Source organism: Acinetobacter kyonggiensis (assembly GCF_900107285.1).
GTDB lineage: Bacteria > Pseudomonadota > Gammaproteobacteria > Pseudomonadales > Moraxellaceae > Acinetobacter > Acinetobacter kyonggiensis.
This window is the reverse complement of the sequence record NZ_FNPK01000007.1, coordinates 19,980-33,562: the sequence shown is the minus strand read 5'-3', so window position 1 is coordinate 33,562 and position 13,583 is coordinate 19,980. Positions and strand designations below refer to the sequence as shown.

The window sequence follows — 13,583 nt, the reverse complement described above, 5'->3', positions numbered from 1 at the left end:
TGTGCTGAACTATTGCTGGAAGTGGTAAACTGAACCCAATCCAAGGATTTGGGTGAGTTCATCCAATGCCGTACGGCTTTCGATCAGCAACATTGGGTCGGCCAAATCTTGCTGAGTCATTGCATCACGGTAATGTTGATCTACCCACACATTTAAGCGATTGAACAAATTGTCATTCATCAACACATTCGGGTTGATGGCTTGCAGTTCTGCTTCATTTACCGCAACACGCAGACGTAAACAAGCTGGCCCACCGCCATTGCGCATACTTTCTCGCAAATCAAAGACTTTAATGTCATCAATCGGTGTACCCATCTGGATCATGTCACTCAGATAGTCCCACACCGCTTTATTTTGACGCGATTCTTCTGGTACAACGATGCTCATACCGCCATCTGGACGAGTCAACAACTGACTGTTAAACAAATAGGTATTCACTGCATCTTGCACCGAGACACGCTGCTCAGGCACTTCTATCGAAATAAAGTCCTGTTCTAAATGCGCCATCTTTTGGCGGATTTCAGACAATGCTTCGGTCTGATTTAAAAAGGCTTGCTGGTGATGGAATAAGACCTGTTGGTTGCTCACCGCAATCACATCATTGTGGAAGACACCTTGGTCAATCACATCGGGATGCTGCTGTACAAATACAGTTTGTGCAGGATTAAGCTGGTGTAGGCGTGCAACGGCTTCACTGGCTTCAAGCGACTGACGCGCAGGATAATGTTTCGGGCCAATACCGCCACCCAAAAATTGCTGCCCATAAACAAACACTTGTACGCTGGCTTGATCATAAGCACCGCCTAAACGGTTATGATTGGCAGCACCTTCGTCACCAAATAATGAGACAGGTGGCAGTGCAGCATGATGAGCAAAATAACGTTCATCATTAAACATCGCAGCCATAACACGTGACGTGGTTTCATGTTCAATCGAACGATGGAATTTGTTATTCAAATTGGCCGCAGTAAAATGTACACGTCCATCCGCACTGTCTGCCGAAGGAGAAACCGTTGCCGCATTTGCTGTCCACATACATGACGCTGAACTCAGTGCAGACAACAACGCAGGAGAGGTACGCATCGCCTGTTCAATCACACTGTGATCATCACCGCGAAAGCCTAACTTACGTAAAGTCGGGACATGTGGACGTTCTTGCGGTGCAAATACGCCTTGCTTCAAGCCCATATCCGACAAAGCCTTCATTTTTAAAAGGCCTTGCTTGGCAGCAAGTTTTGGATTGGAAACATTATTTCGGTTTTTAGTCGATGCTTCGTTCCCGAATGACAATCCCGCATAATGATGCGTCGGCCCAACTAAACCATCAAAATTAATTTCATAGCCTGACATTTTAAACTCCCTATCCTTGAACTACAGCACAATGCCTGGCGATAATTTCTCAGGTAAATTCACCTGATCACTTTCAAGCGATGCCATTGGCCATGCACAATAATCTGCCGCATAGAAGGCACTTGCACGATGGTTACCCGATGCACCAACGCCACCAAAAGGTGCTGCACTTGAAGCGCCAGTTAAGGGTTTGTTCCAGTTGACAATGCCTGCGCGTGCTTCAATCAACAAACGCTCAAACAAGTCACGATCTGGAGAAACTAAGCCAATAGACAAACCAAAACGTGTTGCGTTGGCAATCTTCAGTGCTTCATCAAAGCTGTCATAGCGGTAAATACAGCTCAGTGGTCCAAAGTATTCTTCATCAGGCACATTGCTGACACCGGTCACTTCAAGAATTCCAGCGCTTAATAGACTGCTATTCGCATCTGGCTGCGTCACTGACAATAACGGGGTTGCACCTAAATCAATCAGACGCTGCTGTGCTTGCAAAATTTGTTGCGCAGCAGTTAAGGAAATCACACCGCCCATGAAAGGTTGCGGCTGTGCATCCCATTGACCGACCACTAGATCTCGCGTCACTTCAAGCAAACGCTGGATAAAGGCATCGCCTTCTGTACCGTTTTTAATAATTAAACGGCGTGCACAAGTACAACGCTGTCCCGCAGAAACAAAAGCCGATTGAATGGTCAAATTCACTACAGCATCAATATCGGTAATTTCATCGATAATCAGCGCGTTATTGCCACCCATTTCAAGGGCCAAAATCTTTTCAGGCGCACCTGCCAACTGCTGGTGTAAGTGATAGCCAGTATTGGCGCTGCCCGTAAACAATAAGCCATCAATTTCACTTGATTGTGCCAAGGCTTCGCCTGTGCTACGCCCACCTTGAACCAAGTTCAACACACCATCAGGTAAGCCCGCGGCTTGCCATAACTTCACGGTTTCTTCTGCCGTCCACGGTGTCAACTCACTCGGCTTAAACACCACGGTATTGCCTGCGATCAAGGCAGGAACAATATGACCATTGGGTAAATGACCCGGAAAATTGTACGGCCCAAATACAGCCAATACGCCATGTGGGCGGTGGCGCAATGATGCAGCCCCATCCGCCATTTCAGTCAGGCTTTCCCCAGTACGCTCATGATAAGCACGAATTGAAATCGCTACTTTACCCATCATCGCCTGAACTTCAGTGAGCGTTTCCCAAAGTGGTTTGCTGGTTTCACGACTAATCACCGTCGCTAACTGCTGTTTGTTCTGTTCCAATAAAGTGGCAAAGCGTTGAATAATTTCAAGGCGTTCTGCCAAAGGACGACGTGCCCATGCTGCAAAAGCGTTACGTGCAGACTGACAAGCCTGTGCGACTTCGTCCGCAGTTGCTTCAGCACCTTGCCAAATTGGTTGTTGAGTCACCGGATCAAGCTTGTTCCATACTGCGCCATGCGCAGGAAACCATGCTCCGTTAATATATAAATTTCCTTGTGACATTATTATTTCTCCATGATATCTAAAGGCAGCAGACGAACGCACTGCCCAGCCTGTACACCCAAGGCCTCGGCCTGTGCGACAGTTAAAGGTAAGCTTGCGTGATCTGCCTGATTGCTGACAAGAATGGCGCGGTAATGCTGATAGCAGTCATTGGCAACCAGATAGCGGATGGTTCCTTCTGGTACTTCAGGCACCACCTTCACCTTACAGACGTGGCTGTTCTGAACAGCGCGCAAATCTTTAATTTCAGCTTCCAGTGTCGGGCCAGCATCAAAAATATCGACATAGCCCTGATAGCGTAGCCCTTCAGTTTCCAACACATGCGCTGCGGGCAAAGTCTGTGGATGCACTTGCGCAATCACTTGCTGTGCAGCGGAAGGAAGCAGGTCGATATACACTGGAAAACGCGGCATCAGTTCTGCAATAAAGACTTTCTGGCCAATGCCGCTTAAATAGTCTGCGGTGGCAAAGTCCATATCAAAGAAATGATGACCTAGCGCATCCCAGAATGGCGAACGCCCATTTTCATCTGAGTAACCACGCATTTCAGCAATCAGCGTATTTTTAAAGCAGTCCTGAAAAGCCGCCATAAACAGGAAGCGGATTTTGGACAAAAATTTGCCGTTCTGATTTTTGCGGAAATCAGGGTCAAGAAATAAAGTGCATAGTTCGCTGCAACCCGTATGGTCATTGCTTAGAAACAGCGTATTCAATGTCTGATAGACATTCAGCGCTTGTGATGCATGTACTTGCTTGCCCACGTGATAATTATAAAACGGCTCAGTCAGACCGACAGAAACCTCTATTGCGCTGACCCCCACCACACGTTGTAATTCGGTATCTTCCAAGACAAAAAGATAGCCCTGTTCACTTTGGGCAGCTTGGCCTTGCAAGGTATTTTGGGTGCGTAAAATACGGGCAGACAAAATTTCTTTATTTTGCGGAAGAGAGGTCAGGCCAATGCCTGACTTCCCTGCCAAAATATAGATATCGTCGAGGTCTTTATGCTCTGCATGTCTAACAATCATCATAGCGAGAAGCCTATTTCTCGTTAACGAAACGCGCTAAAGCACGGTCAAAGCGCTGTAAGCCTTCTTTAATCTGCTCTTCAGCAATGATTAATGACGGTGTAAAGCGCACGACATTCGGGCCAGCCACCAAAGCCAACAAGCCTTCCTGACCCGCAAGGGTAACAATGTCTTTGGCCTTGCCTGCATATTCAGCTTTAAGTACGCAGCCAATTAATAAGCCTTGACCTCGGATTTCTTCAAACAGGCCATAGCGTGCATTCAGCTCATTTAAGCCTTCGGCAAAAATCTGTGCACGAGTACGTACACCATTCAAAACTTCAGGGGTATTAATAAACTCAAATACCGCACTTGCCACCGCAGACGCCAGCGGGTTACCGCCATAAGTCGTACCGTGATCACCCACCACAAACATATTGGCGTATTTGTCTGTAGCAATCATCGCGCCAATGGGGAAACCACCGCCTAATGCCTTCGCTGTGGTTAAAATGTCTGGTGTCACTTCAGTATTCATGTAGGCATACAATGAACCTGTACGGCCCACACCTGTTTGCACTTCATCAAAAATCAGTACAGCGCCATGTTGATCACACAGTTCACGCAAGCCTTTCAAGAACTCAGGCGTTGCTGTAATCACACCACCTTCGCCCTGAATCGGCTCGACAATCACTGCGCAAGTTTCTGCGTCAATGGCAGCGCGTGCAGCATCTAAATCATTAAATGGCAGGTGCTGGATACCTTCAGGTAGTGGTGCAAAATCCTGTGAATATTTTGGCTGACCACCCGCAGTCACAGTAAATAATGTGCGACCATGAAAGGCATTTTGAAAAGCGATAATTTTATTTTTATTGGCAGAACCTGAAAGCAAGCCCACCTTACGCGCTAATTTCAATGCCGCTTCATTGGCTTCTGCACCTGAATTACAGAAAAAGACTTTATCGGCAAAGGTACTTTCGACCAATTGTTTTGCCAAATTCAAAACTGGTTCATTGGTATAGCCATTGCCAATATGCCAAAGCTTTTGCCCTTGTTCAACCAAGGCTTTAACCGCTACAGGATGTGCATGCCCCAAAGCATTAACGGCAATACCACCAGCAAAATCGATGTATTCTTTACCTGCCTGATCCCACAGACGAGAACCTTCGCCTCGTACAGGAATAAATTGTGCAGGTGCAAAAACAGGGACCATATACTGATTGAAGTCTTGGCGATTCGGATGAATATTTTGGCTCATAAGATCCTCTTCCTTACATAAATAAGGCTTTATTTTTACTTAAACTAAATGGTTAACAGTGGCGAAGCGACGATTAGCCCGGGAAAATTCCGCGTTCTTTACGTGCTTTCAAGATGCGTTCACATGCCAAAATGTAAGCTGCGGTACGCAAGCTGCATTGTTTTTCCTGCGCTTTACTCCAAACATCTTCAACCGCTGACATCATGAGCTTGTCCAAACGTTGATTAATTTCATCTTCCGTCCAGAAATAGCTCGCCATGTCCTGTACCCATTCGAAGTAACTGACCGTTACCCCGCCAGCGTTGCACAATACATCGGGTACAATACTGATCTGACGCTGTAATAAAATCTCTTCAGCTTCTGGATAAGTTGGGCCGTTGGCACCTTCCAAGATCAGTTTCGCAGTAAGATTTTGCGCACGTTCTGCGGTAATCTGACCTTCCAAAGCAGCAGGAATTAGGATATCCATCTCGATAGTCCAAAATTCTTGATCATCAATCATGCTTGCTTCTGGGAAGCCTGCGACACCTTGATGCTGTGCTACATGATTCTGCAACTGTTTAACATCTAAACCTTGCTCGCTATAGATCGTGCCTGTATGGTCTTGTACACAAACCACTTTGGCATTGGCTTTATGGAATAAGTAAGCCGCTTCACTGCCGACATTACCAAAGCCTTGAATCGCCACACGGCTGCCTTCAATTGACAAATTTATTTTTTTGGCAACTTCTAAGCCCGTCACAAACACGCCACGACCTGTCGCACGAACACGACCCAATGACCCGCCTAAATGCACAGGCTTACCCGTCACTACGCCAGTTACGGTATGACCTTTAATGCTGGAATAGGTATCCATCATCCAACCCATAATGCTAGCATTGGTGCCTACATCCGGTGCTGGAATATCAGTTTGTGGGCCAATAATCGGGCTAATTTCGCTGGTAAAGCGACGCGTCAAACGCTCTAACTCACGAGGAGACAATTTACGTGGATCGACGCGGACTCCACCTTTGGCACCACCATAAGGTAAATTCAGTACTGCGGTCTTGATGGTCATCCAAGCAGCCAATGCCATAACTTCATTCAGCTCAACATCTGGATGATAGCGAATCCCGCCTTTACCCGGGCCACGCGATAGATTGTGTTGAACACGGTAGCCTTCAAAATGCTGAATAGAGCCATCATCCATCACAATCGGCACATCTACGATAAGCGCACGTTTTGGTCGCTTTAACGTATTCACAAAAGGAATTAAATCTTCTTCTAAATAAGGAGTAACCTGATTAATCTGCGCAAGATAAGTCTGCCATGCTCGGCTATTTTCCATTTCATACGACAAAGACATAGATATTTTCCCTTGTAAAATTCGTTTGATCAAATCCATTAAAAAAACAGGTGACACCATACAACATGGTCTTTATCTATCCAGACAAGCTTCCAAATGTCATGTATGCGTCCATAGACATAGTATGAAAAATCAAATTGACTCAAAAAAGTTGTTATTTTAATTAAAATGAAATAAATTTTATCAATTTGCTAAGTGACAAAATCAAAATGAATGATACCGACAGCCAAATCCTTGGTTTACTGCGTGACAATGCCCGAATGTCGATTACCGATTTAGCCAATAAAATTCGTGTTTCACGCGCCACCGTTCAAAAACGAATTGAATATATGGAAATGAATGGCATCATCATGGGCTATACCATCCGCATTAAGCCCAGTGCCAACCAAAATACCATTCGGGCTTGGATGAATATTATGGTCGAAGGCACCCAAACCCGTGCTGTTGTTAAAGCATTACGCCTAGATTCGGCAGTACAGACTTTACATACGACCAATGGCAAGTGGGATCTACTGGTAGAATTAGAGTCAGATAGCTTAGAAAGTTTTGATAAAATATTAGAAAGAATACGAAATATATCAGGAATTTATAACACCGAAACCAGTATTTTATTGTCCACCTATAAAGCATAAATTCTGATTCAATAAAAATAATGAAATAAAAATTAAGCCTTAGCGCATTGTGCATAGCAGACCTGATCATCTCGAGTCAGGTTTGCCTTTTATTCTTCATCTGATACATTCCATCTATGCTTCAAGATAATGCCGTGACAACGCAACATGGTTATTCTTTTACTGATACAGCAGAAGCCTCTTTACCTAAAAATCTTAACCCCACACCGGGTTCCGTCGCAATATATTGAGGATGAATGGCATCATCCTGTAATTTACTTCGCAATTTCGCCACTAAAATACGTAAATAATGCGTATCGTGCTGATGTGTCGGCCCCCATAACTCTTTTAAAATTTGGGGTTGGGTAATCAATTGCCCACGATGTTGAGCAAGTAACATCAAGAGTTGAAACTCTTTACGGGTTAAAGATAATAGCGTGTTGGATAAAAACACCTGTCGCTGGGCAAAATCAATTTTTAATACCCCATCATCAAACATAGCGGATTCTGTTGGTTGTACAACCTGATTCCTCAGCATGACCCGTATACGCGCCATCAACTCTTGTACACTAAAAGGCTTGGTCACATAATCATTCGCCCCAGCATCCAACAAGGCAACTTTTTCAGTCTCATCCGCACGTACTGAAAGTATAATCACTGGGACTTGTGACCAAACTCGAAGCTCTGTTAAAACCTCTTGCCCATCTAAATCAGGTAGACCCAAATCCAAAATGACCAAATCGGCACCTTGTAAGGCAAGTATTTCCAGTCCCCTCTGGCCAGTTTCTGCCAAAAATGTTTTATAGCCTTGCGCACGTAAAGCAATATCCAAAAACTTACGGATTTGTGGTTCATCATCAATGATTAATACATTCACGGCATTGCTTGGAATATTTAAATCATTCATTTTCATTCATTTCTCATTTATGCCATGTTGTATCGGCAATACAATGCGAATACAGGTTCCGCGCTGATTTTTTGCTTCAGTGGCTGAAATCTGTCCCATATGTGCCCCAATAATGGCTTTTACAATGGTCAATCCCAAACCAGTGCCGTATTGTCCACGATCGCCACGTTGCATGGTATAGAACATATCAAAAATACGATTACGTTCATCTTCAGGTATCCCTAAACCCTGATCACTTATCGCAATTTGTACCTGCTCATCATTCACCTTTTTAACTTCAATTTCAACGGCTTCATCTTCAGGTGAAAACTTCGCTGCATTTTCCAAGACATTAAAAATAGCTTGTTCAATTAAAGCAGCATGTACAAATAAACTCACCACTTCTTCAGGCATGCTAATGCGTACCTGAACTTTCGGTAAATATCGGTTTAAACGACGCACGGCTGACCCAACCAATTCATCAATTCCAATCCAGTCCCGTTTCAAACTTAAGCCTTCATGTCCTAAACGAGTCATATCCAATAAATTTTGGATATAACGATCTAAGCGTTCACCTTCCAAATGAATCGCCTCTAGTAGACTGTCTTGATCTGCCTCATCCATCGCGTGTCGATAATGACTTAGCGTCTCTGCGGCTCCAATCATTGAAGCTAAAGGTGAACGTAAATCATGCGATACGGAAGATAACAAGGCTGAACGTAGCTTTTCAGTTTCAGACGTCACATTGGCAATTTCCAAGTCTTTGCTCAGTTGGGTTCGTGAAATGGTCTGCGCAATATATTCAATCATGGTTTCCGCTAAACGCTTTTGTTCAACACTCAGCATTTGCATATCATGGGTAAACTTCAAGCCAACCACACCCAAACATTGTTTCGATGCCAAAAGCGGTAAAAACCACCATTCATTTTCTGTCAAAGTCTGGGTAAAACGCCCCGAAGGTTGCTGATTAGAAATGCTCCATTCTGCCGATATTTTCTCTTTATCTGAAAGTGCCGAGTCAGCATGATCATTACCCATCAAGTCTTGGTAAGGACAATAGAGTAGAACATCTGCTGTAAGATTTTTTTCTAAACTTTGTGTTGCAATTTCATTGACCTGTTCACTATTTACAGCAGTCGATAACTTCTGTCCTAAATCCTGCATAATGCTGTTATAGCTATTGGCTGCTTTTAATGCGGTCACTTGCTCACGTAAACGAGATGCCAAACGACTTGCAATCAGTGCCGCAGCTAAAAATGCCACAACGGTAATCACCCCCTGATGTGCCGAAATCTGGAAGGTATATTTAGGTGCAATAAAGAAAAAATTATACGCAAGGAAGAAAATAATCGCTGAGCATGCGGCTGCAATCATGCGGGTTTTAGATGCAACAAACACAACAGCAGTAATAAAAATGACGGAAAGTTCTTCAATCCCTAGATATCTCTCCCCCAAACTTGCCATGATAATACTGACAATTGTGGTGAACAAAACCAATATTGATTCTTTAACGCTGAGAAATAAACGGATTTGAGTAACAGGATGCAGTGGTTTTTGTTTCGATTGAATCGGAACAATACTCAGCTCAAAATGCGGATGATGTTTTAAAATCTGCGCAATTAAATTGGATTTATAGTTGAAGCTATATTTTTTAGATTGTGCCTGCGCCAGCACCAAAGTTGAAATACCCCGTTCAAGCGCAAATTCTGACAGTATTTTGGCATGTTGCTGACCGTATAAAATTTCGGTCATCCCACCAAGTTGCCGACATAAATTCAAAGCCCGTTCTATTTCCCTGCTTTGTGCATCTGTTTGATGGGTCTGTGGATTATCTTTTTGCTGCTGATACTGATCATCCATAAAAGCAACCACCGTCCAAGTGGCTAAACGGTTTTCAGCAAGACGGCATCCTGCCCGTACCAAAGCTTCTGATTGTCCTAAACCATTAATCATAATCAGCAAATGATTTTTGAGCGGAATCGGGGTCAGCCCTTGCAAGGCAAAATTTTCACGCACATCGCTATCGACATGACTGGCAACTGTTTGCATGGCCAGTTCACGTAAAGCGGTTAAATTTGAACTATTAAAAAAACCCTGTAGCGCATGTTGAACTTGCTCGGGAATATACACTTTGCCCTGATTTAAACGCTCTAATAATTCATTAACAGGCAAGTCAATTAAGCGAATATCTCGAATACGTTCAAACACTCGATCAGGTACGGTTTCTTTCACCCGAATCCCTGTAATTTGATAGACCACATCATTCAAGCTTTCCAAATGCTGAATATTCATGGTGGTAAAAACATCTATGCCAGCATCAAGCAGTTCATTAATGTCTTGCCAACGTTTTTCATGCCGACTGCCGGGCATATTGGTATGGGCAAATTCATCGACCAAAACAATTTGTGCTTTCTGTTCTAAAACAGCATCTAAATCCATTTCCTCAAGTTGATGCCCTTGATAGTGCATTTTTTTTCGGGGAATGCAGGGTAAACCTTCTATTAAACCTTCGGTTTCCGCACGACCATGTGTCTCGATATAAGCAATAACAATATTTTGCCCTTGCTGAAATAAATCACGTGCTCGAACCAGCATGGCATAGGTTTTTCCGACCCCCGGAGCAGCACCTAAAAAGATGGTTAAACGCCCCGATTGATAGCGCTTGGCATGTTGCAATAAAACATCTACTTTATTATTTCTATTTTCAGTCATAGATTAATCTTTAATTAATAAAACCATTCAACTTAACCAGTATAGTTTAATGATTTATCTTGATTTTTATTGGAACGACGGAGTCGTACCGTTTAAGTTTTAATGGAAGGAGCTCAAATGTCACTTTTCTTTCGGGATGAGTAACGATGTTACGCAAGAGCAAAACCATTTGTCATGGCAAAACTAATAAACGGATCCCTACCATAAACTTTATATGATAGGACTCCGTCGTAAAAAGATATGACCAATAATTTTTGAAATATACAGAAATTACTCTCTAATCTGATCTAAAGCCAAATTTAACTCAAGCACATTAATACGCTGTTGCCCCAACACGCCAAAGGTTGGCTTTAAGGTATATTGCTGAATCAGCTCAATCACCTGCTGATCAGATAAATGTCTAGCCGCTGCAACACGTTGCACCTGAATCATGGCCGATTTCAAACTAATTTCAGGGTCAATTCCACTGCCTGAAGCAGTGACCAAATCACTCGGAATTTGACTACGCTCAATATGCTCTCTAACCTCTATATCCGCTATACGTTGCTCAATCATTTTCGTCAATTCAGGATTGGTTCTCGCCATATTACTGCCTGCCATGGCCATAGGATCATAATTGGCTGCCGAAGGTCGAGCCTGAAAATACTTCGGATCAGTAAAGGGCTGCGCCACTAAACTGGAACCTAAAATTTTTCCATCCAATTCAATCAAACTGCCATTGGCTTGAGCTGGAAATAAAAGCTGTCCCAGTCCTGTCGCCGTGGCACTATATAAAAAACCACATAAACCCAAACCGACGATAGTCAGCCCAATTGAAGCACGAAGCAATGAGGCATATGAAGGTTGTAATAAATGTTCTGTATGTACAGTATTCATGTTTCGCTCCTTAAACGACCAATATTTGACTGATCACCAGATCAATGGCTTTGATTGCAACGAAAGGTAATATCACGCCCCCGACACCATAAATCAGCATGTTACGGCGTAATAATTGTGTCGATGTTGACGGTTTAAATTTCACACCACGTAAAGCAATGGGAATGAGTAATGGAATAATAATGGCATTAAAAATTAGTGCAGAAAGGATGGCGCTTTCTGAACTGCCCAACTGCATGACATTAAGCACACTCATTTGTGGAATGGCTGCAACAAAAAGTGCAGGTAAGATTGCAAAATATTTTGAAATATCATTGGCTAAAGAGAATGTGGTCAATGCACCACGGGTAATCAATTGTTGTTTTCCAATTTCAACCACAGCCAATAATTTAGTCGGATCAGAATCTAAATCCACCATATTGCCTGCTTCTTTGGCCGCTTGCGTACCCGAGTTCATCGCCAAGCCTATATCTGCCTGAGCAAGTGCTGGTGCATCATTGGTGCCATCACCCACCATTGCCACTAAATGCCCTTTGTTTTGTTCAGTACGAATACAGTTCAATTTATCTTCAGGTCTGGCTTCGGCAATATAGTCATCCACACCTGCTTCTGCCGCAATGGCAGCAGCAGTCAGCGGATTGTCTCCTGTCACCATGACCGTTTTAATCCCCATTTCACGTAAACGAGCAAACTTTTCTTTAATGCCCGATTTAATCACATCTGACAGTTCAATCACGCCCAATAGGTTTTGACCATAAGCAACAACTAAAGGCGTTGCCCCTTTTGATGCCACTTGCTCAACACGGGTTCTGAGTTCGCTATGACGGGAAATATCCTGTGAGGTAAATTTTAAAATCGCATCCAAAGCACCCTTACGAATTTGCTGACCATTGAGCAGATTCAAACCTGAAATACGGGTTGAAGCATTAAATGGAATAAATTCAGCTTGTTCAGGTTCATGAACTTTTTCGCCCTGTTCTTTCGCCAGTGCAACCACAGATTTTCCCTCAGGCGTAGGATCTGCAAGTGAGGTCAATACCGCAGCTTGACGAAGTTCCGATTCTGATACACCAGCTAATGGATAAAATGCCGTCGCCTGACGATCACCATAGGTAATGGTTCCTGTTTTATCTAAAAGTAAAACATCAATATCCCCTGCAACTTCAACTGCTTTACCTGATTTTGCAATCACGTTGGCTTTTAACGCACGGTTCATTCCCGCAATACCAATAGCAGGCAATAAACCGCCAATCGTGGTTGGAATCAAGCACACCAATAAAGCCACCAACAGAATCGGATTGATGGAAATATTCAGAAAATGACCAATAATCGGCAAACTAATCACAACAATGATAAAAGTCACCGTCATGACGGTCAGTAAAATACCCAGTGCAATTTCATTCGGTGTTTTTTGACGATTTGAACCTTCGACTAAGGCAATCATGCGGTCTAAAAAGCTATTGCCTACTTCTGCGGTCACTTGCACGATAATACGATCGGTTAAAACTTTGGTTCCGCCAATCACACCTGAACGATCCGTTCCTGCCTCACGTAATACAGGTGCAGACTCGCCTGTCACCGCAGCTTCATTGATGGTGGCAAAACCATGAACAATTTCACCATCTGAAGGAATCAGTTCACCTGCACGCACCTCGATCAAATCATTGAGCTTTAATGCAGCCGCAGCAATTTGCACACCATCAGTATCGTGTAAATTTGCAATACGTCTTGCGATTAAGTTTTGACGTGCCTGTCTCAGTGAGGAGGCTTGACCTCGTCCTTTGGCTTCGGCAATGGCTTCTGCATAATTGGCAAATAAAACCGTAATAAATAAAATTAGGGTCACAAGCAAACCAAAAACAAAATTCGCTTTGCCTAAAATCGTACTGATTAAAGTAATAATTGTACCGAGCCACACAATTGCCATAACAGGATTTTGCATGGCATGTTGTGGAAGCAATTTAATAAAAGCATTTTTCCATGCTTCAGCTTGAAAAAGCGTTGAAGTATTTTGTTCAGACTGTACTGAATTATTCATGAATTTCACTCC

The 13,583-nt window shown here is 43.4% G+C and carries 10 protein-coding genes; 1 reads left to right on the top strand and 9 read right to left on the bottom strand.

Going from position 1 to position 13,583, the window contains the following annotated elements:
• Positions 1-9: 9 nt before the first annotated feature.
• The 5 genes from astB to BLV99_RS07295 all read right to left on the bottom strand — a co-directional run bounded on the left by astB (position 10) and on the right by BLV99_RS07295 (position 6,448).
• On the bottom strand, positions 10-1,350 hold the full coding sequence (gene astB / locus BLV99_RS07315) for an N-succinylarginine dihydrolase (protein ID WP_092689259.1): 1,341 nt from the start codon (positions 1,348-1,350) through the stop codon (positions 10-12).
• A 21-nt stretch (positions 1,351-1,371) separates the two neighbouring features.
• Positions 1,372-2,841 (bottom strand): succinylglutamate-semialdehyde dehydrogenase, encoded by a 1,470-nt coding sequence (gene astD, locus BLV99_RS07310; protein WP_092689256.1) that lies wholly within the window; start codon positions 2,839-2,841, stop codon positions 1,372-1,374.
• A gap of 2 nt (positions 2,842-2,843) precedes the next feature.
• Positions 2,844-3,872 carry an arginine N-succinyltransferase gene (gene astA / locus BLV99_RS07305; RefSeq protein ID WP_086184809.1) on the bottom strand — a complete coding sequence of 343 codons (1,029 nt, stop codon included), beginning with the start codon at positions 3,870-3,872 and terminating at the stop codon, positions 2,844-2,846.
• A 10-nt stretch (positions 3,873-3,882) separates the two neighbouring features.
• On the bottom strand, positions 3,883-5,103 hold the full coding sequence (locus BLV99_RS07300; RefSeq protein ID WP_092689253.1) for an aspartate aminotransferase family protein: 1,221 nt from the start codon (positions 5,101-5,103) through the stop codon (positions 3,883-3,885).
• A 73-nt stretch (positions 5,104-5,176) separates the two neighbouring features.
• On the bottom strand, positions 5,177-6,448 hold the full coding sequence (locus BLV99_RS07295; RefSeq protein WP_092689465.1) for a Glu/Leu/Phe/Val family dehydrogenase: 1,272 nt from the start codon (positions 6,446-6,448) through the stop codon (positions 5,177-5,179).
• A 209-nt stretch (positions 6,449-6,657) separates the two neighbouring features.
• On the opposite strand from BLV99_RS07295, the gene BLV99_RS07290 reads away from it, so the two are divergent.
• Entirely contained in the window at positions 6,658-7,080 is a 423-nt protein-coding gene (locus BLV99_RS07290) for an Lrp/AsnC family transcriptional regulator (protein WP_004648109.1), read from the top strand.
• 151 nt (positions 7,081-7,231) lie between these two features.
• Here BLV99_RS07290 and BLV99_RS07285 read toward each other — a convergent pair whose 3' ends face one another.
• From BLV99_RS07285 to kdpB, 4 genes are all read right to left on the bottom strand, one after another.
• The gene (locus tag BLV99_RS07285; protein WP_092689462.1) at positions 7,232-7,966 is read right to left on the bottom strand and encodes a response regulator; all 735 of its coding nucleotides are present in this window, start codon (positions 7,964-7,966) and stop codon (positions 7,232-7,234) included.
• Positions 7,967-7,972: 6 nt separating this feature from the next.
• Positions 7,973-10,657, bottom strand: coding sequence for a sensor histidine kinase (locus BLV99_RS07280; protein ID WP_092689251.1), 2,685 nt, complete (start codon positions 10,655-10,657; stop codon positions 7,973-7,975).
• Positions 10,658-10,927: 270 nt separating this feature from the next.
• Positions 10,928-11,533, bottom strand: coding sequence for a potassium-transporting ATPase subunit KdpC (gene kdpC / locus BLV99_RS07275; protein ID WP_092689248.1), 606 nt, complete (start codon positions 11,531-11,533; stop codon positions 10,928-10,930).
• 10 nt (positions 11,534-11,543) lie between these two features.
• The gene (gene kdpB, locus BLV99_RS07270; protein WP_092689241.1) at positions 11,544-13,571 is read right to left on the bottom strand and encodes a potassium-transporting ATPase subunit KdpB; all 2,028 of its coding nucleotides are present in this window, start codon (positions 13,569-13,571) and stop codon (positions 11,544-11,546) included.
• Between the last annotated feature and the right edge of the window lie 12 nt (positions 13,572-13,583).